Raw genomic sequence first — 22,993 nt, 5'->3', positions numbered from 1 at the left:
GAATGAACCTGAGACAGAAATACCATAAATTATTTATTCTCATACTAACAGCTCAATTTTGCTGTTTGGCTATGTATGCACAACACCAGATGCAATCGTTCAACAATAATTGGCATTTCATTAAAAAAGACATTGATCAAAATAAATCTTTCAACAAAGACGAATGGCAGAAAATATCCATTCCCCATACATGGAATACCGACGCTTATATTCAAAAAGATTATTACAGGGGTATTGCATGGTATCATAAAACATTCACCCTATCCGACAGGGATAAAGAGAGGCAAATATACCTTCGCTTCGAAGGAGTAAACCAGGTAGCATCCGTTTACATTAACGGGCAACTGGCAGGAGAACACAAGGGAGGATATACTTCCTTCACTTTCAATATAACCACATATTGCACATTCGATAAGGAAAACACAATCACCGTAAAGGTTGACAACTCAATAACAGATGTTCCTCCCATCTCGGGAGACTTTACCATCTTCGGGGGAATATACCGCGACATATGGTTAATAACTACGCCGGATCAACACATAGACTTATCAGATTCTGGTTCGGATGGGATATTTATACATACAGATAATGTTTCCGAAAAATCAGCGTTCTATTCTATCAGAAGCAGTATAGCTAATGATTCACGGAAAAAGGCTAAGATAAAGATAATCCATACTGTGAGAGATCCTCACAGAAATATTATAAAAACGCTGGAGAAAAAATTATTGCTCGAAGCACATCAAAAAAAGGAAATTCAACAGGACGCCGCAATAAATAATCCTTTATTATGGTCACCCGAAACACCATATTTATACACAGTAGAAACAACAATCTCCGATGAAATATCGGGGGAAATATTAGATGAAGTTACTTCTCCACTAGGATTCAGATGGTTTCGTTTTGACGGAGAGAAAGGATTCTTCCTCAATGGAAAACCCTATAAACTAAACGGGATTTGTCGCCATCAGGATCAAATGCCAATAGGCAATGCCCTCAGCGACGAAGCTCACCGTAGAGATATGCAACTGATAAAAGAGATGGGTGCAAATTTCGTACGCATCTCCCACTATCCACAAGATAAAGCCATTATAGAGCAATGCGACAAGCTGGGATTGCTGGTCTGGGAAGAGATCCCTATTATAGATATTATTCCTGAAGAAACTTCTTTCGGCGATAATTGCGAAACAAATCTCCGTGAAATGATCCGCCAGCATTACAATCATCCATCAGTTATCATGTGGGGATATATGAACGAAATACTGCTCGTTACCCAACGTAAGCATAAAGGCAAAGAATTGGACGAACTCATAAGCAGGGAAATCGATCTGGCCAAACGCCTCGAAAAAGTATTAAAAGAAGAAGATAGCCGCCGTTACAGCGTGATGGCATTTCATGGAAGTGATTCATACAATAAAGCCGGATTTGGCAATATTGTAGACATAGTGGGATGGAACTTATATCAGGGTTGGTATTCTGATAATATGCAACAGTTCGATCAGTTTATCGAAAACCAGCAAAAGCAACATCCCGGCAAGCCAAAGATTATCAGTGAATACGGAGCAGGATCGGATAAACGCATACATTCACTGAAGCCAAAAAGATTCGATTTCAGTATAGAATATCAGCAAGAATACGCCGAACACTATTTGTCGGTTATTGCCCGTAAGCCTTATATTTGCGGTGCGACTTACTGGAATTTTATCGATTTTGGTTCAGCTCAACGGGACGAATCCATGCCAAGGATCAACAATAAAGGATTGGTATATGCCGATCGCACACCTAAAGATGTGTACTATTTATTCAAAGCCAGTTATAGGAAAGATATTCCGGTATTACACATAGCATCGCATGACTGGAAAAACCGGACAGATGTTTCCATCGACGGAGGGCCTGTGATTCAGCCATTGAAAATATACTCCAACCTACCGGAAGTTGAATTATTTATGAATGGAATATCGCTCGGTAAAAAGAAAATCAAAAATCACAAAGCAATATGGGACATTCCTTTTACTGACGGAGAGCACCATTTTTCAGCAAAAGGGGAATATAATGGTCACACCATAGAAACCGGAATAGAAATAACATTTACTGCCATTCCCGATAAACTGACCAATGAGAATTTCTATAACAAAGAACTGGCCATAAATTGTGGAAGTGATGCCTTTTACACTTCGCCCGAAAGCAATCTTACATGGCTGCCCGACAGGGAATATACAAACGGAAGCTGGGGATATGTAGGAGGCGAGGTACAATCGACTCAGGCACAAATAACGGGAACCGATGAAAATCCTTTGTTCCAGACTTTGCGAACATCCTCCAAAATGTATCGTTTCGATGTACCTAAAGGGGAATACGAAATAGAGTTGCTGTTTGCCGATATATTCCATTCAGGCACAAGCATAGCCCATGCATTAGGTTCTGATACACAAAACAATAATTCGGATAACATTTTCGATGTCATCATTAATACAATGACTGTCGATCCGGCTATAAATCTGAACAATACAGTCGGGAACTTCCATGGTATCCGAAAAAAATATATTGTAAAAATACAATGCGAAAAAAGTATATCAGTTGAGATCAAAGCCCGTTCGGGAAAGGCATTTATCAACGGGATAAAACTGAGAAAGCTATAATAATTAACTGATAAAAATAAATGATGAAAAAGTTATATATACTCCTCGTCCTGACAGTTAGCTTCGCTCTGAGCACACAGGCCCAATGGCTCTGGAACAGAGATAAAATGGAAACAGTAAAAGCTGGCAAAAACACCCTTGCTTACTCAAATGCTTATAAAGCACTGATAAGGCAGGCCGACCGCAGCTTATCGGGAGGCACATATTCTGTTACTTACAAAAAAGCAGTCGCCCCCAGTGGCAGCAAGCACGATTATGTGAGTTTGAGCCGCTACTGGTGGCCTAATCCTGAAAAGAAGGATGGAATGCCTTATGTATTCAAGGATGGACAGTCAAACCCGGAACTCAATGAGTACGATAGGAATCCGTTAGGGACAATGTGCAGTGCAGTAAATACACTGGCGCTTGCCTACTTCTACAGCGACGAAGAACGTTATGCGGCAAAAGCAACCGAGTTGATTCGTACCTGGTTTCTGAATGAGAAAACCAAAATGAATCCTAATCTCAATTATTCTCAATTCATTCCGGGAAAAGACGGTTCGAAAGGCCGCCCCGAAGGGCTGATCGACTCTTACTCCTTTGTTAGCATGTTGAGCAGCATACAGCTATTGGGTGGCTCTAAAAGCTATACTTCACAGGATAAGACAGGATTACAAAAGTGGTTCGGCGAATTTGCCAAATGGCTTCAAACCAGTCCGCAAGGGAAGAAAGAACATGAAATGAAGAACAATCACGCCACGGCATACAACTCCCAGTTAGTGACTTATTTGTTGTTTTCGGAAAAGACCGACGAAGCAAAAAAGATAATGGATACTTTCCCCGTAAATATTATGTTCAAACAAATAGAGCCTGACGGTAAACAACCCCATGAACTATGGCGTACACTGGCTTACCATTATTCTGAATACAATCTTAGCCACATGATAGACTTCTTTGCTACTGCAAAGAAATTCGGAAAAGAATTATATACATTAGAGTCTCCCGACGGACGAAGCTTCTATAAAGCGATGGACTACCTTGTTTCATTTCTGGGCAAAGATGTTTCCGAATGGCCTTACAAACAAATAAGTGGGTGGGAAGCCAAACAGCAGGATGTTTGCAATGATTTATACCGCATCCTTGACCTTGATCCGTCCCAAACTCAGTATCTGGATATTTATAAGAAATACAATAAGCAGGACTCTTCAGACAGAAACTGCCTTTTATATGGTACAGTCGATCCTATAGCCGAATCGCTTTCTTTTGCTGGCAAACAGTTTGATTATGCATTCACATGTATCGATGAATCATTGACAAAAACGAAAAGAAAAAATGTTGTTAATCCCCGTTCTGTAAACAAAGACGGCAGCCTGCGCCTTGTCAATCCGCGTGATTGGTGCTCAGGTTTCTTTCCGGGTTCATTGTGGTTTATGTATGAGTACACAAAAGATGAAAAATGGAAGGAAAAAGCAATTAAGCATTCCCTGCTTATAGAAAGTGAAAAATTCGATAAAACCTCTCATGACGTAGGATTCAAAATATTCAATTCGTTTGGCAATGGCTATAAATTTACAGGTAATAAAGAATATAAAGAGGTAGTCATCCAGGCTGCAAAAACATTATCTTTACGGTTCAATGAAAAGATAGGTTCCATCCGTTCATGGGATTTCAACAGGCAAACATGGCAATACCCTGTTATTATAGATAATATGATGAATCTTGAACTTCTTTTCGAAGCGTCTAAAATGACCGGAGACTCTTCTTTCTACAAAATAGCCGATGCTCACGCAATGACTACTTTGAAGAATCATTTTCGTGAAGATTATTCGTCCTACCATGTAGTAGATTACGATACCATCTCAGGGAATACCCGTCTAAAACAAACCCATCAGGGATATGCCGATCACACAGCATGGGCGCGCGGTCAGGCATGGGCGTTATATGGATTCACAATGTCATACAGATATACGAAAAAAGCAGATTATCTGGATCTGGCCGAAAAAGTCGCCGGATTTATATTCTCACACCCTAACTTACCCAAAGACCTTATTCCTTACTGGGATTTTAATGACCCTGCTATTCCAAACGCTCCACGTGATGCTTCGGCGGCATGCATCACTGCTTCAGCACTATATGAGTTAGCAGCGTATTCTGACAAAAACAAAGAAAAATATATCGGGCTGGCCGATACAATTCTATCAAATCTTATCAATAATTACAAAGCGGAAGTGAAGACACATAAAGGCTTTCTTTTGTTACATTCAACAGGCCATCATCCCGGGGGAGATGAAATAGATGTACCGATCAGTTACGCCGATTATTATTTTCTGGAAGCATTGTTGAAACGAAATAATTTAGATAAATAAAAACTATATAACATTATGAAAAAAACATTTTACATAATCGGAATGGCGCTGCTCCTATTCTCAGCTTGCCAGCAAACAAAGAGTGAGCCACAACTTGCTCCCGAAGCATTTATACGTATTGACGGGCATAACCTGACAACCCCCGATGGTGAGAAATTATTTATAAAAGGAACCAATCTGGGTAACTGGCTCAACCCCGAAGGTTATATGTTCGGATTCAGCAAGGCCAATTCGGCACGTTTTATAAATGAAATGTTCTCTCAGCTAGTAGGCCCGGATCGTGCCACCGAATTCTGGACACTATTCAAAGATAATTATATCACCCGCGAAGACCTGCACTTCATTAAACAAACGGGGAGCAATACAGTACGCCTTCCGTTTCATTACAAACTTTTTACCGATGAAGATTATATGGGACTGACGGCCAATCAGGATGGTTTCGCACGTATTGACACACTCATCAGCTGGTGCAAGCAGGAAGGTCTTTACCTGATCCTCGATATGCATGATGCTCCCGGCGGACAAACCGGTGACAATATAGACGACAGCTACGGTTACCCATGGCTATTCGACAGCGAAGCCAGCCAGAAATTATATTGCGATATATGGAAAAAGATTGCCGATTATTATAAAAACGAACCAACAATACTAGGCTTCGAATTGTTTAATGAACCTATTGCTCCTTATTTTGAGAACATGGAAGAACTGAACGGCAAACTGGAAGACTTGTATAAAATGGGAACCGCCGCGATTCGTGAAGTAAATAAAAATCACATCATACTATTGGGAGGTGCACAATGGAACGGGAATTTCAAACCGTTTAAAGATTCTAAATTCGATGACAAAATTATGTATACCTGCCACCGTTACGGCGGAGACCCTACTCCTGAAGCCATCAAAGGTTTTATCAATTTCCGCGATAGCGTGAACCTGCCGATGTATATGGGAGAAATAGGACACAATACCGATGAATGGATGGCTACATTCTGCAAAACAATGGAAGATAATAATATCGGGTGGACATTCTGGCCGTACAAGAAAATCCACAATTCTTCATTTGTAGGTATAGAAGAACCGGAAGGCTGGGATAAGGTGAAAGCTTTTTCAGAAGCTCCACGCAGTACATACAAAGAAATACGCGAAGCTCGCCCCAATCAGGAGGAAGCATGGAAAGCCATGCTCGACTTTATAGAAAATTCAAAATTCAAGAACAACATAATACAAAAAGGTTACATCAGTGCATTAGGGCTGAAAGCCGAATGATGTGACAAAATACAAAACATCATGAAAAAAATAAAAAGTTTATTACTGATCAGTATATCCTGCATTTCACTATTTGCACAAAACACAATTCCTGTCTACTTGGACGAAACTCGTCCGATAGAAGAAAGAGTGGAGGATGCATTATCCCGTATGACACTCGAAGAAAAAGTGGCCATGTGCCATGCGCAGTCCAAGTTCAGTTCGGCAGGAGTGCCACGACTCGGGATCCCTGAGAATTGGGCGACCGACGGCCCCCATGGAATCCGTCCTGAAGTACTTTGGGACGAATGGGAACAGGCAGGATGGACAAACGATTCGTGTATCGCTTTCCCGGCATTGACAGCACTGGCTGCTACATGGAATAAAGATATGTCCCTGCTCTATGGAAAAAGCATTGGAGAAGAGGCGCGTTACCGTAACAAAAATATTTTGTTAGGCCCGGGAGTGAATATTTACCGGACACCACTCAACGGCCGCAACTTCGAGTATATGGGTGAAGATCCGTTTCTAGCCTCTAAAATGGTAGTACCTTATATTCAAGGAGTACAGGCTAACGGGGTCGCTGCTTGCGTGAAGCATTATGCGCTTAACAATCAGGAAATAGATCGCCATACAGTGAATGTAAACCTGGATGACAGGGCTCTATATGAAATATACCTGCCGGCTTTTAAGGCTGCGGTACAGGAAGGAAATGCATGGGCGATCATGGGAGCCTACAATCGCTATAAAGGACAATGGGCTTGCCATAATCAGTATCTACTGAATGACATTCTCCGTGGTGAGTGGGGATTCGATGGAGTAGTAGTTTCTGACTGGGGTGGTGTCAACAATACCATGCAGGCGATATATAACGGGCTCGACATGGAGTTTGGTTCGTGGACTGACGGCCTTAGTGAAGGGACCAGCAATGCGTACGATAATTATTACCTGGCTAATCCGTTCCTAAGACTATTACGGTCGGGAGAAGTAAAGGTGGAGGAAGTAGACAAAAAAGTACGTAATATCCTGCGTCTGGCTTTTCGTACAACAATGGACAGAAACCGCCCATGGGGGTCATTCGGCACACCGGAGCATGCAGCGGCAGGACGAAAGATAGCCGAGGAAGGAATCGTTTTGTTACAGAATAAAAACGGTCTCTTACCTATCGACTTTTCAAAAACTAAAAAAATACTGGTGGTAGGGGAAAATGCGATCAAGCCGATGACAGTCGGGGGTGGCAGTTCTTCACTGAAGGCTAAATATGAAGTAGCGCCGCTGGACGGGATAGTTGAACGTGTTGGCGCATCAGCAGAAATCTCTTATGCACGTGGTTATGTGGGAGATCCTACAAGCAAATACAACGGAGTAGTATTAAAAAGAGATCTGAATGATCCGCGTTCTGCGGACGAACTGATCGCCGAAGCGGTTGCGATGGCCAAAGGGGTAGATATGGTGATATTTATCGGTGGTTTGAATAAGAGCAATTTTCAGGATGCGGAAGGGAACGACCGTAAGCATCTGGAGTTACCATACAATCAGGATAAAGTGATTACTGAACTGTTGAAGGCTAACAAAAATATGGTAGTGGTTAATATATCGGGTAATGCGGTGGCCATGCCTTGGGCAAATGAGGTACCGGCAATTGTGCAATCATGGTATAATGGTACGGAATCGGGTACGGCATTGGCGGCTATCTTAACCGGGGATACCAATCCTTCGGGAAAACTGCCATTTACTTTTCCGGTAAAGCTATCGGATAACGGGGCGCATCAACTGGGGCAGTATCCGGGAGTGGATAAAGAGGTGACTTACAATGAAAGTATATTTGTCGGCTACAGATGGACGGACAAAGAGAATGTTAAACCACTGTTCGCATTTGGCCATGGCTTGAGTTATACGACATTCGAATATGGAAAGGTTACGGCAGACAGGAAAGGAATGACGGCAGACGGAAAGATATCGTTCTCGGTGACTGTTAAGAATACAGGTAAGCGTGACGGAGCCGAGATCGTTCAGTTATACATCTCTGACCTTAAATCATCTTTGCCAAGGCCCATAAAAGAGTTGAAAGGATTTGAAAAGGTATTTCTGAAAACTGGGGAAATGAAAACAGTAACATTTACTGTAGACAAAACAGCGCTCAGTTTCTTCGATGACAAGAAACATGAATGGAAAGCTGAAAATGGAGAGTTCGAGGCAATAATTGCGGCCTCAGCGACAGACATCAAAGATAAGGTCAGATTTACTCTTGAATAAGGAGAAAGAGATGAGCTTAAAATAAGGATTATTATGAATGAAACATATCTGGCGCTCGATCTGGGTGCAACAAAACTACTAATAGGTGAAGTTAACAAAAAAGGTGAAATACTTAATTCCAAGAGGTATGAAACCGGATATATGGATCAGCTGTCGGCCTTTTCTATTATAAAGAGATCTCTGGAAGATTACATCTCCACTATAGGATGGGCTACATCTGCACGCCCGGTAAGCATGGGTGCCGGATTAATGGGGCGCGTAGACAATGGAAACGGAATTTGGCTGCAAATCGATCCTAAACGGTCGCAGGAAATTCCTCTTGCAGAAGATCTTTCGAGAACATTCGAAATGCCGTGTTTCATCGATAATGATGTGAAAAGCGCTACCAGAGCCGTAAAAAGATGGGGCTATGGCCGTTTGTCAGACAATTTCATATACATCAATGCAGGCTCGGGTATTGCTGCCGGATTTGTTGTGAACGGGCAGCTTATCAGAGGAAGTCATTTTAATGCAGGCGAGGTAGGCCATACAAATGTAGGAGTGAAAGCCGGAGTTAAATGCGGATGCGGGCGGGAAGACTGCGTTGAACTTATTTCTGCCGGATTAGGATTTGACTGTTCTGCCCGGTTATTAAGTAAAGAATATAAAACAAAGCTGTATATTCCCAGCAATGAGGATATTAAAGTAGATGTAAAAGAAATATTCTTTCTAAGCCAGCAAAACGATCCACTTTGTGTTCAACTCGTGGAAAATGCAATTACAGGTATTGCAAACCTTATTATGAACCTGGTAAGGGTGACAGACCCTGACACAGTAGTGCTCGGTGGAGGCATTGTTTCCGACGGTTTTCTTTTTCCTAAAATACTCGATAAACTGAATAAAACAACTATGCGCTTTGTCTCCAATGGAGTTTTATTAACTCAGCTCGATCCCAATTTAGCAGGACTATTAGGCGCAGCTACAGTTGCTATGGAAGGATATCAGACAATAGAGAAAGTACTGATGGATCATGCATTTATAAAATGACAACTTTATGGCATTAAAAATAACAATAGCCGAAAACGAAGTAGAATTTGACCGTATAGCGGCGTGGCAAATCATCAGGGAAATGCTGGTGAATCCTAAAGCTGTAATCGGACTATCTACAGGGCGAACCACAAAAAACATGCATTTTATAGCAGGTGATATATATAAAACAGGCCCTTTTGATACATCAAAAGTTACGATATTCGGCCTGGATGAAGTAATAAACATTCCTCGCGATTATGCCGGAGCCTGTTATACAATGCTGAAAAACGAAATTGTAGATCCATTAGAAATAAAAGACGAAAACTTTATCATCCCCCCTACTCTATCCGGTGATTTTGAAAAGGAATGTGAAATTTTTCAGTCCGAACTCGAGAGAAGAGGAGATATAGATTTACAAATATTGGGACTGGGCACCAACGGGCATCTGGGATTCAATCAACCGGGAACTCCATTCGGGCAGGAAACATGGGTATCGGCAATGGACAAAGAACTTGAAACCCGTATCAGAAAAGAAACGAATACTCCGGTTGGGAAAAAACTGGGAGGGATAACCTTAGGACTCAAAAACATTATGCATTCCTGCAAAATACTTCTGGTTGCAAAGGGTGAAGCAAAAGCTGATATTGTAAAAGAGATGCTTTATGGCCCTGTTACAACAGATATTCCAGCGTCCATACTACAACTACATCCCAATTGTGAATTCCTGCTCGATAAAGCAGCAGCAAAATATATAACTTAAGAACATACCGAGATGACAATACATGAAAAACAAATAAATTACATAGGCCCATTTATAACACTGGTATTCCTGTTTTTTGTAGTAGGTTTCCTCACCACCGCAAACGGTCAATTCCAAGGCCCTCTTAAAGCTGCATTTCTTGAAGGAGCAGTTGATCTGAAAAATACATTTGCGACACTCATAACATTTTCATGGTTTCTGGCATATCCTCTGACTGGTGGTATCGGTTCGGCATGGGTTACAAAATACGGCTACAAAGGCACATTAGTCAGAGGATTGCTTGTCATGATCGTGGGACTGCTCATTTTCTTTCTTTCCTCATGGTTCACAGTCTGGTTTCCTGAAGCCAAAATACAGATTGCATCGGCATCTGTTCCTGTAGGATTTTTCATATTCCTGCTTGGCTCGTTCGTTGTAGGAGCATCAGCGACTATTCTGCAAGTGGTGATCAACCCGTATCTTGTTGCCTGCACGGTAAGAGGCACACAACCCATTCAACGGCTTGCCATAGGCGGCTCATCTAACTCAATCGGGACTACAATCGCACCCTTCTTTGTAACAGGAATAGTATTCGGCGGACTGACAATGGAAGAGGTACAGGTCAGCCAACTGATGATTCCTTTTCTCGCTTTAAGCGGGATAATGCTGATCGTTACATTTATTATTACTAAACTATCTTTACCCGATGTAGAAGGGACAAAAGCTGAGGCAGGCGAAAAACTCGAAAAAAGCATATGGTCGTTCAGCCACCTCACATTGGGAGTAGTCGCTATTTTCTTTTATGTAGGTGTTGAAGTCTCTATCGGTGCAAATATAAACCTTTATGCAATAGAACAGGAAAGCCTGAACGGACCGTTTTCTTTCTTTGGAAATAATTCCCTTACCATTTTCGGAACCAATTTTGCCATTCCTGCGCTTATGGCTACCCTCTATTGGGGCGGTATGCTTATCGGCAGGCTTGTGGGAAGTTCTTTGAGTAAGGTTCCTCCACGAATGCAGCTTACTACCACAACAATTTCTGCAACGACACTAACGATATTGGCAATCATAATAAATAACCCCTGGCTGTTGGTCGTCGTAGGGCTTTTCCACTCTATTATGTGGGGGGCTATCTTTACCCTTTCCATCGCCAAACTGGGAAAATATACTTCGGTGGCTTCCGGTGTATTTATGATAGGAGTAGTCGGTGGGGCTATCCTGCCTCTTCTGCAGGGCATACTGGCCGACGCCCTCGGCGGATGGCGCTGGACATGGTTGATAGTTATATTCGGAGAATTATTTATGTTGTATTATGCTTTAATCGGTTCAAGGATCAAACAAACAGCAGAATAAAAACAAAAAAACGACATCATGAATTATCTTAAAACAATAATCTTACTTATTATTACCGGACTACTTTTCTCTTGTAAATCCAACAAAACGGCAGAGGGCACAACAAGCAAAAAAGAAGAGAAAATAGTAGTGGCCTATGTTACATCATGGAGCCGGATAATGCCCGATCCTGATTATATAACACATATAAATTACGCCTTTGCCCATGTGACCAATACATTCGATGGTGTACGCATAGATAATGAAAACCGGCTAAGCCAACTGGTCGAACTTAAAAAGCAAAAACCATCATTAACAATCATTCTTTCCATTGGAGGATGGGGAAGCGGACGTTTCAGCGAGATGGCGGCAGATGAGAATAACCGCCGTTCGTTTGCCAAAGACTGCAAACGGGTAGTCGACGAATTCGGGCTCGACGGTATCGATATCGATTGGGAATACCCGACATCAAACATGGCAGGCATCTCTGCTTCACCCGCCGACAAGGCAAACTTCACCTTTATGATGAAAGATATCCGCGAAGAAATAGGAAAAGATAAGCTATTGACCCTTGCAACGGCTGCTAATGCCAGATACATCGATTTCAAAGGAATCGATCCCTATATCGATTTTGTAAATATCATGTCTTACGACATGGGAAATCCTCCACACCATCACTCTGGACTTTACCGTTCGAAATACACCGGGGGCACTTCGGTTGACGAAGCAGTAAAAGCTCATGTGGAAGCAGGCATACCAATAAATAAACTCGTAATGGGTATACCTTTCTACGGACGGGGAAGAAAAGAAGTAGGCAATTTCAGTAATTATAAAAATATTATTACTCTCACCCATTTCGAAAGGAATTGGGATGATGTGGCAAAAGCCCCGTACCTGAGTAGCGACTCTATAGAATTTGTTTGCGGGTATGACGATCCCCGTTCCATAGCTATCAAAAGTGAGTATATTAAGGATAACGGTATGCTGGGCGCGATGTACTGGGATTATGCAGGTGACGATGACGAGGGGACTTTACGCAAGGCGGTGTACAATGGGTTGAATAGGTAGCCCCCTAAATCCCCCAAGGGGGACTTTTATAAAAAGCAGATATGAGAAAATATATTGTTATTATTATCTTTCTTTTTTTTATCGTTTTGTCTGTATCCGGACAACAAGGATTCGCAACCGATAAAGAACTGGAAAAAGATATTATCCGTACAGGGATAATCCACAGCCCGCTACTTATAGATACATCAAAGTCGTACGAAGCAGGGGAATTAAAAAAGAATGTCTTATATTTTCAAAAACTGAATTTAGATAAAATAAACTGGAAAATATCCGGTTCAGGCAAAATAATAAATACAGAAACAACAACGGGAGATAAGATAGCCGGATTCACTTATTCTACTTACACCGGACACAAGGCTAAAGGCTCCGAATCCGATCCAGACTATGCGACCTATGGACATGTAAACTTTTATTTCGATCTGGATAGCGAGAACTGGGAAAAATACAACCGTATCGTTTTCAATATATATCCGGCCTGCGAGGGCGCCCGGGTTGTTAATTTAAATGTCAATTTTGAGAATGCTAATACAACTTTAAAGGAAGGCCTCAATCGGCAGTCGGGTTCTCATCTGATCAATCTTACTAATTATTCTGACAATACCTGCTTTCTTGATCTAAGTGAATATCAGAGAGATAAAGTAAAAAGAATAGGTTTTAGTGTCAGTATAAAGGGGAAAGACAGAACTACAGGTGACAATTGCAGTTATTTTATCAAAAATATAGAACTGCAACAGATAGAAAATCCCGAAACAATCAGTGGATGGGTGCCGGGAAAGAATAAAATAATCTACTCTACAAGCGGTTATCTGTCAGGAGATAAAAAAACTGCTATTATTAATATTGAGAAGCACAATAATACTTTTGAACTTATAGACACGCAAAACAATAAAACTGCTTTCAATGGCAAAATAAAAAAGCAAAAAACGTCAACAGGCGAATTCGATGTCCTGGATTTTTCAGATTTTAATCAATCCGGAATGTATAGTCTGAAAGTAGGAGACTATACTACCCCTCCTTTTCAGATAGGAAAAAGAATATGGGAAAATTCCCTTTGGCGGGTGTTAAATTTCATATTCTGTCAGCGCTGTGGCTATCCTGTACCCGGCAAACATGGGACCTGCCATCTAGACCTTTGCTCGAAGCACGACGGAAAAATGATCTCGTATGCCGGAGGGTGGCACGATGCAGGTGATCTCTCCCAACAAACCCTGCAAACAAGTGATGTGACTTTTGCCCTGCTGGAATCATATAATACCCAGAAAAACAAGAATGAGCTGTTGGCTGCCCGCATGCTTGAAGAAGCAGAATGGGGCTTGGAATTTATCCTGCGCAACCGTTATGGAGACGGCTACCGGGCAAGCAGTATGGGGTTACTTATCTGGCAGGATGGTGTTTTCGGCACGCTGGATGATATTTCCAGTGTAAGGGTACAAAATATTTCTTTCGATAATTTCCTATATGCAGGATATGAAGCCTATGCAGCTCTTACTATTGGCAGAGACCCGATGTTACAGGAATACCTTACAAAGGTAGCCAAAGAGGACTTCAGGTTCGCTCTGGGAAAATACGAAAAAGACGGTTACGGTGGCTTCCTGCATTTCTACGAACATAGCTATAATACATCGGAAAGCCAATATATGGCGACTGTATCGTGGGCAGCCAGTATGCTATATAAACTAACAAAAGACCCGTATTATGCAGAAAAGGCAACTGAATTTATCAATTACACGCTCAACTGTCAACGCAAAGAACCAGTAGGAGACAACGACAAGATAAAAGGATTCTTCTATCGTGACAAAACGAAGAAAGTTATTGTCCACTATAACCACCAATCGCGTGAGCAGGTCTATATGCAGGCAATGACAATCCTTTGCGAAACACAACCAAACCACCCTGATTATAAAAAATGGGAAGAATCGATCCGCCTGTATGGCGATTACCTGAAAAGCCTTGTCAAATATACAGCACCTTACGGAATGATAGCCAGCGGTGTTTACCATATCGATGAACCGAAAGATGAAGTTAGCTTCCAGCATTCGCATCTGTTTACCAGCGGAAATGAAGCCGGAGAATTCGCAAAACAGTTGAAAAACGGCGTACAATTGGATAAGGAGCATTATCTGCGGCGTTTCCCGGTAGGATTCGGCATCTTCAACGGGAATAACGCAGTTCTCCTTTCGATGGGAAAAGCAGCTGCCATTTGTGGTAATTTTCTGAAAGATGAAGAACTGCTTCGTATTGGCAAAGAGCAATTGTATTGGGTAGTAGGCAAAAATCCATTCGGGCAATCGATGATATACGGCGAAGGATATAACTATCCGCAGATGGACACCTTTTCTTCGGGCGAGATGGCAGGTGAAATGCCTGTCGGCATACGTAGTCTGGGAAATGAGGATATTCCTTACTGGCCACCGACTAATAATGCTACATATAAAGAAGTATGGATAACTTCAGCCGGGAAATGGCTGACATTGACAGCAGAATATTAATATATCGATATGAATCGGAAATCGGAAACTTTATCTATGTAGTAAGCTATTAGCCATTAGCTTGTAGCTCTTTGAAGAAATTAATTAGCTGATAAATATCCAAAATAAATCAAGTATATTTTAAGTATTTTAAAAGTTGCGCCCGACACGAATAAGGGATTTGACAATGAAGAAGAATACTATCTTTTCTGCATTTATCTGTATAATGGCTTTGCTTTTTGTTACTGCGTTGTCCGCTTCGAGCGTTCAGGCCCAATCAAAGAAACCAAATCCGACTGTTGGAGTATGGAAGCTTGTATATCCGGCGGTAGGTATTGCGGGCAATCAGGCAAAGGTTAAGATCATCACGGAAGGACATTTTGTATGGACACATACCTACGATAATGTAATTGTACTTTCGCTGGGGGGAACCTGTTCTTTTGATGGCGAAACGTATACCGAAGAGGTGCAATACAGAAGTCCGAACATGAGAGACTGTATAGGCGAAAAGGCTGTATATAAGGTACAATTTGAAGATGGAAAGATGCATTGTACAGGAACTTTCGGGCCGGAAGAAATCGATGAAATATGGGAACGGGTAGAATAAGAGCCCGTTCCTGAGTACCCCCCTGCTGGTGCGGACGAGATATCCGCACCAGCAGGGGATCACTTCGGCCGGGAAGTGGTTGACATTGATAGCGAAATATTGAAGATTAGTAGAGAGTAAGCAGTAGTTAGTAGACTGTAAATTACAAAATTGAATAATATCTAAAATCCGAATATATGAAAAAGATTTATTACTTAATTATCCTTTTCGCTCTGACACTGATCAGTTGTAACACCAAAGGCTCGCAAAGTCAACAAAGCCAGGAACAAAACGAGCCACTTAAAATATTAGTTTTAACTGAGCGTGGTGGACAACATGGCGGTTTTACCGATGCGGCTTTGAAATGGCTCGATACATTCTCGAAAGAGAACAATTTTGAATACACCGAAATAAACAATACAAAACAGATAAATGAAGAGTTCCTGTCACAGTATAAGGTAATTATTCAATTAGACTACCCTCCCTATACATGGACAAATGATGCGGAATCGGCTTTTATTAAATACATAGAAGAAGGAAAAGGCGGATGGGTAGGATTCCATCATGCAACTTTGCTTGGCGAATTTGACGGATATCCCATGTGGCAATGGTTTTCCGGCTTTATGGGTAGTATCAAATTCAAAAACTATATCGCTGCCCTTGCTACTGCAACCGTAAATGTGGAAGACATGGATCATCCTGTGATGAAAGGCGTGAATAAATCGTTTAGTATTCCTGATGACGAATGGTATACATTCGATAAAAACCCAAGGCCAAATGTACATGTACTGGCCAGTGTGGACGAGTCGACATATACTCCCGATTCGGATATAAAAATGGGTGATCATCCTGCCGTATGGACAAACCAGAAAATGAAAGCACACAATGTATATTTCCTGATGGGACATGCCAAAACATTATTCGATTCAAAGGATTTTGTGAAGATGTTTTCGAATGCGATCCTTTGGGCTGCAGAGACAGGGAAATAGCTTTTATTTATTCCAGGAATCTTTATCTATAGGATAAAAAGCTAATATGATAATATGCCGATATGCTAATGAGAAAATTTGAAAATAAAAATAAAGATAGTGGAATCTATTACTTTTGTTACCTTTTAGTTAAAATGGATATAACATGAGAAATCCAGATTCTTCATTTTTCATTACATTCATTACTTTTTAGTTAAAAACATATTTAACAACCTATAAATAAAATACATATAACAATGACTAACAATAAATTACATTTTATATTTTCATTACTATTTTTCTTTTCAATATCATTACTTAATGCTCAGGACAATACGGGCTATCCGGCCAATTATGCTAAAGAACCACGATTCAAGGCATTGGTTTATTACACAACGCATGCAGAAGAAGCGCATGTGAAGTTTGCCGAACAGGGGGTTGAATTCTTCAAAAGGCTGAACTATGGCAGGGGCTTTAATCTGGATATCACAGCAGACTTTTCGCAATACCCTTACGAAAAACTAAAAGAATACGATGTGGTGGTGATGCTGAATGCAACCCCACAGGCAAAAGACCAGCGTGAAGCTTTCGAAAAATACATGAAAAACGGGGGCGGCTGGGTTGGCTTCCATGCGGCTGCCTACAACGATAAAAACACGAACTGGCCCTGGCTGGTAGAATTCCTGGGCGGAGGTATCTTTTATTGCAACAACTGGCCGCCTCAGCCCGTAAAATTAGTTATGGATAATACAACACATCCTGTAACAAAAAATCTGCCTTCATCATTCATTGCACCCGAAAGCGAATGGTATCAATGGAATCCCAGCCCGAGGGAGAATAAAGATGTGGAAGTTTTATTGTCAATCTCTCCCGACAATTATCCTCTGGGGATCAAGGATGTGGTTAACTTCGGAGATTTTCCTATCGTTTGGACAAACAAAAAATACCGTATGATCTACCTGAATATGGGACATGGCGATGACGAATTTACTGATGCCACACAAAAGCTTCTGTTTGTGAATGCATTCAGATGGGTAGTAAGCCAAAACACAAAAGGAGATCCATTCAGGAAATAAGAAAAAAGGATTATTTTTACTAAATCTAATACTAAATAAATATGAACGAAGTAAACACCGGATTTACACAGAGAAACGTGGCTATAGATATCCTGAGAGCCCTGACAATGCTACTTATGATTTTTGTCAACGACCTGTGGAGTATAAAAGGAGAGCCCGACTGGCTGGGACATGCCGAATACGATCAGGATATGCTTGGGCTGGCCGATGTGGTCTTCCCCTGCTTTCTTTTTGTCGTAGGTATGTCTATTCCTTACGCCATAGAAAGGCGATTTAGCAAAGGATTATCGGGAGTTAGCACGGTTGCCCATGTTCTTACGCGCTCGTTGGCGTTGTTGCTGATGGGTGTATTCATTGTCAATTCCGAATCAGGAGTATCAGAAGTAACAGGGTTAAATATAGCTACTTACAGGATACTGATGGTTGCCGCATTCTTCCTTATCTGGAATGTATATCCAAAAACTGAAAAGAAGCAACTATCATATCTGTTCACAGTTCTGAAAATTGCAGGAATCCTTATCCTTCTCTATTTGGCTGTTGTATTCCGTGATGGGGAGGGAGGAGTATTCAAATCACGCTGGTGGGGTATTTTAGGATTGATAGGATGGACATACCTGGTTTGCGCTTTCACCTATTTGTTTACCCGGGATCGACTGAAATATCTGATTCCTGTCTGGCTGATCCTTATCATCTGGTGTATTCTCAAATCAAAGATGATAGATGGAACTGCCATATTAAGCCTGCGGCAAGGTAATTTCCTCGATCAAATGGTGAGTATTCTGCATTTGGGCAATGGTGCATTACCTGCGTTAACAATGGGAGGAATTATTCTATCTGTAATCGGTGTGAAATATATCAATACAGGAAACAAGAAGAAATTAATCATGGCAGGGGCAGCCATAGTTATACTATTTGCAGCAGGATTTATTTCCCATAAGTTCTGGATAATATCTAAAGTACAGGAAACTCCGCCATGGGTATTTTACTGCATAGCCATTTCTATAACTACTTATGTGCTTTTATACTGGCTTGTGGAAAAAGGGAAAGCTTCCTGGTTCAACATTATCAAGCCTGCAGGAACAGCTACACTTACCTGTTACCTGATCCCGTATATTCTTTATTCTATATTCTATCTGACTAGTTTTCATCTGCCCGATACGGTTACAACATACCCAGTAGGTATAGTGAAATGTATAGTGTTTTCATTTCTTACTATTGGGGTTACTGCCCTATTGAATAAGGTCGGAGTAAAACTTAAAATATAAATAGTTATACCATAAGAAAGTGGAAATGTCCTAATTAAAAAAGGACAACCCTGCTCTCGGCCTATACTGATGTCTATGTGTACTTCTTTCTCTACGAGCTTGCCATTGGAGTTTGCAGTAATTTACGAATAGCAAAAAACAGGAACAAAAAGGTTTCCGCTCCTGTTTCTATTTCTTGGTTTTTATAACAATAGTTGCCTCTTTAAGATTGTCAGAAGTCGCTTTTAATACTATACCTCCTGTATTTTTACCGGATTGAACTACAACTAGTGCTTTCCCGCTAAATAAGTTACGGTATGGCTTCTTTAGCGAAACAGGGTCGGTAGCATCCCCATTATCCGTTCCGGCAATAAAACCATTCCCTTCTATCGTAAAGCGAATAAGATCATCGGCTACAGGGACAGCATTTCCTTCTGCATCGAGAGCCTCTACCGTAACAAAGGATAAATCCCTGCCATCAGCTTTTATCTCCTGCCTGTCAGCAGTAAGGCGTATAGATACAGGTTCGCCTGTTGTCCTGATCTCTCTGGTTAACACCTCTTTCCCTTTTTTATATGAAACTGCTTTCAATATTCCTTCCTTATAAGAAACACGCCACCATACGTGAAACGTATCTTCGGGCTTGGACTTACGGCCTAAGGACTTTCCATTGAGGAAAAGTTCTACCTCATCGGCGTTGTTATAATATGCCCAGACATCTACATCCTGCCCTTCCTCCCAGTTCCAGTGAGGAAAGATATGTAACACATCCTTATCAGTCCATTCGCTTTGATACATATAGTATACATCCTTAGTGAATCCTGCAAGATCTATCGCCCCGAAGTAAGAACTGCGCGACGGCCACCAGAAAGGTGTAGGTTCGCCCAGATAATCGAAACCCGTCCAAAGATACATACCCGAAATATAGTCATGTTTCTTCACCAGATTCCAGGTAACTTCATGTGTACTCCCCCAAGGCACATGGCAATTGTCATAAGAAGAACATTGCTGGACATCTTTGGTCAAAGGCTTATCCCAGCTATCGGGCCAGATACTGATGCTATCGGATGGCATTGTATAATAACCACGCGACATCAGAGCTGAAGTTGATTCTGTAACAATAAATTTTTGTCCGGGATATTTCTCCTGAAAATCTGACCAGTCATTTACATGATAGTTGAATCCTATAATATCCATTGCTCCGGAACGGAAAATATGATTGCCTGGCTTCGTTTCATTATTTCCCGTTGTAACGGGACGCGTAGAATCTAGTTTCTTAACAATGTCAACCAGCTTAACCGCCAATAATGAATTGATATGCAATTCCTCTGAATCCTCATCCTTTTTATCCATGGTATTAGCAAAGTTTAATACCAGATTTGCCTGTTGTAGGTCGAGTGTATCGGCATCTATGTGCGACCATTGCTCCAATACTTCATTGCCTACGCTCCACATAAAAACAGACGGATGATTGCGGTCACGCAAGACAAGGTCTGTCAGGTCACGCTCGTGCCATTCGGCAAAGTATTGTGAATAATCGTATGGTGATTTTCTTTTACGCCACATATCGAAAGCTTCGTCCATAACTATAAAGCCCATTGTATCGCACATATGCAAAAGTTCGGGTGCAGGCGGATTATGTGACATACGGATACTATTGCATCCCATTTCTTTTAGCATAACCAACTGGCGTTCCAAAGCCCGTACATTTAAGGCTGTGCCAAGACACCCCAAATCGTGATGATGACATACTCCTTTTATCTTTATATGCTCTCCGTTCAGAAAAAAACCTTTATCGGCATCGAAAGAAAAATAACGAATACCCAGCGGTGTTTCATATTCATCTATCACTTTACCATTCTGTTCTATACGAGTCAGGACTTTATACATGTATGGAGTTTTTACCGACCACAAGTTCGGATTTACCATATTTAATATCTGCTCGGCTCTGATAATGGTATCGGAACTAACAGTCAGAGGTTTGCTTGTCTTCAGCACATCGTTTCCTTGTCTATCGATAATAATAGAGTGTAATTCGAACTGTTGTGGCTTATTTGATGTATTCCGCACACTCGTCTCTATCTTCACTTCTGCTTTTTCGGCAGAAACAAGAGGTGTAGTCACATAAGTACCCCAATGATCTACATACAAAGAATTAGTGACTACCAGCCATACATTGCGGTAAATACCCGATCCTGAATACCAGCGGGAATTAGGCTGCTCTGAATTATCAACCCGTACAGCAATTGTATTTTTCTCACCAATCTTAATATAAGGAGTAAGATCGTAACGGAAAGAGACATACCCGCTAGGCCTTTCACCCAGCAAGTGTCCGTTTATCCAGACCTTACTATTCCAGTAGATACCATCAAAATCAATAAAGATATTCTTATTTTCCCATGCTTTGTCTACTACGAATTCTTTCCGGTACCAGCCAATTCCCCCAGGCAAAGCTCCTCCTCCCGGTGTTGCCGGATTGTCTGCCGAAAAATCAGCCTCTATACTCCAATCGTGAGGCAAATCGAGAGTCCGCCAACCGGAAGCATCATATTGTGAGTCCGAAGCTAACGAATCGTCTCCCAGATAGAATTTCCAATCCAGGGTAAAATCTTCGTTATGCCTGGCTTCCTTATACGAAGAGCAGGAGAATAAAACGATACTTGTAATGAGTAAATATATTATTTTCATAATAAAATCAGATTAATTAACTACCGATCAGCGTCAGATAAAACCATAACACACCGCTTTGGGAAATGAAGACCGGCGGCATATTTCCGGCCTTCATTCATTTGATAACCTTAATATCTATTATTTACCTGCGCTGATGATTGCCTCTATCGCATCGGTATGCACCTTCTCTCCTGTAGTCCGGTTAAACAGCCCTGAAGCATTGTCTCCCGTAGGGCCATTATCCCAGTAAACAGGAACTATACCGTTTTCTATAGCCGATTTTGTTATATAATTCAGATAATAGTTACGAGCCTTGACATGATTGGCATAATCGGCAGTACTAAGCGAAGTTCTCAATGTCGCAGCATATTCACCCATTATGACAGGTATACCTTTGTCCGTAAAATTCGTCTTCATTTTATTGAACTGGGTATCAGCCCAGTCTTCCAAACCCCATGTAGCAACTCCCGTCATACCCGTGAAATCCTTACCCCAAAGAAAAACAGTATTCGCTTCCTGTATACAAAACTCGTAAGGGTCATAATAATGTATCTCAGCCATCATACGTTCCGAAGTAGGGTCTACTGGCATTTCCAGGTATTTCACAGCATAGTCTATATTTGTATTGTACGACTGAACAATAAGATTGCGCCAAGCGTTTTTCCCTCCTGTAGAGCGAACTGCATCTATAAAAGTTTGGTTATATGATAATTGCACTTCAACATTCTCTGATGAGGGTTCATTATAATTCGCATGCACCTCATTTGTTCCGGCAAAGAGCAGATGCTCGTCATAGTCGCGGAAGTAAACCGCTATCTGCTCCCAAAGGGCTTTTTGCTTTTTGTTCGCTTCTGCCTGTTTGTCATAAGTAGGGTTTTCTTCAAGCCAGCCACCATCCCAGTGTATATTGATAATAGCATACATATCATTATTTAAACAGTAATCGACGACTTCGCTTACGCGAGCAAGCCACGAATCTTTTATCCTATAGGTCGCTTCATCCTCTATATAAGCAGACCATGCACAAGGTATGCGCACTGTATTGAATCCTGCGGCTTTCACCCCATCTATCAGAGTCTGGGTTGTTTTAGGATTACCCCACATGGTTTCGCTGGCAGATGTTCCACTGGTTGCCTCTAGTGAATTTCCAAGATTCCATCCGATTCCCATTTTTGCAGCAAGGGCAGGAGCGTCACTGTCCATACCAGTCTTGTCTGCTGCAATATTAAGTGTTGAAGCCAATTGCGAAACTGTCACAATTTCTGACAGATCATCCAGAGTAAATGTTATAGTTCCTTCACGGGCAAACAAACTATTGTTAGCAGCAACAATAAAGGAAATTGACTCATCTGACA

14 protein-coding genes and 1 pseudogene are annotated in these 22,993 nt (G+C 41.4%); 13 read left to right on the top strand and 2 right to left on the bottom strand.

Going from position 1 to position 22,993, the window contains the following annotated elements:
* Positions 1-2: 2 nt before the first annotated feature.
* The 13 genes and pseudogenes from GGR21_RS00845 (at position 3) to GGR21_RS00785 (ending at position 18,989) form a co-directional block, all read left to right on the top strand.
* Positions 3-2,636 (top strand): glycoside hydrolase family 2 TIM barrel-domain containing protein, encoded by a 2,634-nt coding sequence (locus tag GGR21_RS00845; RefSeq protein WP_246347950.1) that lies wholly within the window; start codon positions 3-5, stop codon positions 2,634-2,636.
* A 20-nt stretch (positions 2,637-2,656) separates the two neighbouring features.
* Positions 2,657-4,981 (top strand): alginate lyase family protein, encoded by a 2,325-nt coding sequence (locus GGR21_RS00840; RefSeq protein WP_183305251.1) that lies wholly within the window; start codon positions 2,657-2,659, stop codon positions 4,979-4,981.
* Between the two features lie 15 nt (positions 4,982-4,996).
* A complete protein-coding gene (locus tag GGR21_RS00835; RefSeq protein WP_183305250.1) occupies positions 4,997-6,244 on the top strand; it encodes a glycoside hydrolase family 5 protein in 1,248 nt (415 codons plus the stop codon).
* A 21-nt stretch (positions 6,245-6,265) separates the two neighbouring features.
* Positions 6,266-8,479: a glycoside hydrolase family 3 C-terminal domain-containing protein gene (locus tag GGR21_RS00830; protein ID WP_221232867.1), complete on the top strand. Its 2,214-nt coding sequence runs from the start codon at positions 6,266-6,268 to the stop codon at positions 8,477-8,479.
* A gap of 33 nt (positions 8,480-8,512) precedes the next feature.
* A complete protein-coding gene (locus GGR21_RS00825; protein WP_183305249.1) occupies positions 8,513-9,505 on the top strand; it encodes an ROK family protein in 993 nt (330 codons plus the stop codon).
* A gap of 7 nt (positions 9,506-9,512) precedes the next feature.
* Entirely contained in the window at positions 9,513-10,247 is a 735-nt protein-coding gene (locus tag GGR21_RS00820; RefSeq protein ID WP_183305248.1) for a 6-phosphogluconolactonase, read from the top strand.
* A 12-nt stretch (positions 10,248-10,259) separates the two neighbouring features.
* Complete coding sequence (locus GGR21_RS00815) at positions 10,260-11,579, top strand: MFS transporter (protein ID WP_183305247.1); 1,320 nt, start codon at positions 10,260-10,262, stop codon at positions 11,577-11,579.
* Positions 11,580-11,597: 18 nt separating this feature from the next.
* Positions 11,598-12,626: a glycoside hydrolase family 18 protein gene (locus GGR21_RS00810; protein WP_183305246.1), complete on the top strand. Its 1,029-nt coding sequence runs from the start codon at positions 11,598-11,600 to the stop codon at positions 12,624-12,626.
* Between the two features lie 41 nt (positions 12,627-12,667).
* Positions 12,668-15,115, top strand: a complete 2,448-nt coding sequence (locus GGR21_RS00805; RefSeq protein WP_183305245.1) for a glycoside hydrolase family 9 protein — start codon at positions 12,668-12,670, stop codon at positions 15,113-15,115.
* Positions 15,116-15,281: 166 nt separating this feature from the next.
* Positions 15,282-15,701, top strand: a complete 420-nt coding sequence (locus GGR21_RS00800) for a hypothetical protein (protein ID WP_183305244.1) — start codon at positions 15,282-15,284, stop codon at positions 15,699-15,701.
* Between the two features lie 281 nt (positions 15,702-15,982).
* A pseudogene (locus GGR21_RS00795) lies at positions 15,983-16,669 on the top strand (ThuA domain-containing protein); the annotation flags it as partial.
* 236 nt (positions 16,670-16,905) lie between these two features.
* Entirely contained in the window at positions 16,906-17,724 is an 819-nt protein-coding gene (locus tag GGR21_RS00790; protein ID WP_183305242.1) for a ThuA domain-containing protein, read from the top strand.
* Positions 17,725-17,765: 41 nt separating this feature from the next.
* A complete protein-coding gene (locus GGR21_RS00785; protein WP_183305241.1) occupies positions 17,766-18,989 on the top strand; it encodes a DUF5009 domain-containing protein in 1,224 nt (407 codons plus the stop codon).
* 168 nt (positions 18,990-19,157) lie between these two features.
* Here GGR21_RS00785 and GGR21_RS00780 read toward each other — a convergent pair whose 3' ends face one another.
* Both GGR21_RS00780 and GGR21_RS00775 read right to left on the bottom strand, forming a co-directional pair.
* Positions 19,158-21,656 carry a sugar-binding domain-containing protein gene (locus GGR21_RS00780; protein ID WP_183305240.1) on the bottom strand — a complete coding sequence of 833 codons (2,499 nt, stop codon included), beginning with the start codon at positions 21,654-21,656 and terminating at the stop codon, positions 19,158-19,160.
* A 120-nt stretch (positions 21,657-21,776) separates the two neighbouring features.
* On the bottom strand, positions 21,777-22,979 hold the full coding sequence (locus GGR21_RS00775; RefSeq protein ID WP_317169856.1) for a cellulase family glycosylhydrolase: 1,203 nt from the start codon (positions 22,977-22,979) through the stop codon (positions 21,777-21,779).
* Positions 22,980-22,993: the final 14 nt, after the last annotated feature.

This window comes from Dysgonomonas hofstadii, from assembly GCF_014196915.1.
Classification (GTDB): Bacteria; Bacteroidota; Bacteroidia; order Bacteroidales; family Dysgonomonadaceae; genus Dysgonomonas; species Dysgonomonas hofstadii.
This window is presented reverse-complemented; position numbering and strand designations above follow the sequence as displayed.

Excerpts from the sequence above, each read along its gene's own strand:
- GGR21_RS00845 (WP_246347950.1), top strand. The coding sequence starts at position 3 with ATGAACCTGAGACAGAAATACCATAAATTATTTATTCTCATACTAACA.
- GGR21_RS00840 (WP_183305251.1), top strand. The coding sequence starts at position 2,657 with ATGATGAAAAAGTTATATATACTCCTCGTCCTGACAGTTAGCTTCGCT.
- GGR21_RS00835 (WP_183305250.1), top strand. The coding sequence starts at position 4,997 with ATGAAAAAAACATTTTACATAATCGGAATGGCGCTGCTCCTATTCTCA.
- GGR21_RS00830 (WP_221232867.1), top strand. The coding sequence starts at position 6,266 with ATGAAAAAAATAAAAAGTTTATTACTGATCAGTATATCCTGCATTTCA.
- GGR21_RS00825 (WP_183305249.1), top strand. The coding sequence starts at position 8,513 with ATGAATGAAACATATCTGGCGCTCGATCTGGGTGCAACAAAACTACTA.
- GGR21_RS00820 (WP_183305248.1), top strand. The coding sequence starts at position 9,513 with ATGGCATTAAAAATAACAATAGCCGAAAACGAAGTAGAATTTGACCGT.
- GGR21_RS00815 (WP_183305247.1), top strand. The coding sequence starts at position 10,260 with ATGACAATACATGAAAAACAAATAAATTACATAGGCCCATTTATAACA.
- GGR21_RS00810 (WP_183305246.1), top strand. The coding sequence starts at position 11,598 with ATGAATTATCTTAAAACAATAATCTTACTTATTATTACCGGACTACTT.
- GGR21_RS00805 (WP_183305245.1), top strand. The coding sequence starts at position 12,668 with ATGAGAAAATATATTGTTATTATTATCTTTCTTTTTTTTATCGTTTTG.
- GGR21_RS00800 (WP_183305244.1), top strand. The coding sequence starts at position 15,282 with ATGAAGAAGAATACTATCTTTTCTGCATTTATCTGTATAATGGCTTTG.
- GGR21_RS00790 (WP_183305242.1), top strand. The coding sequence starts at position 16,906 with ATGACTAACAATAAATTACATTTTATATTTTCATTACTATTTTTCTTT.
- GGR21_RS00785 (WP_183305241.1), top strand. The coding sequence starts at position 17,766 with ATGAACGAAGTAAACACCGGATTTACACAGAGAAACGTGGCTATAGAT.
- GGR21_RS00780 (WP_183305240.1), bottom strand. The coding sequence starts at position 21,656 with ATGAAAATAATATATTTACTCATTACAAGTATCGTTTTATTCTCCTGC.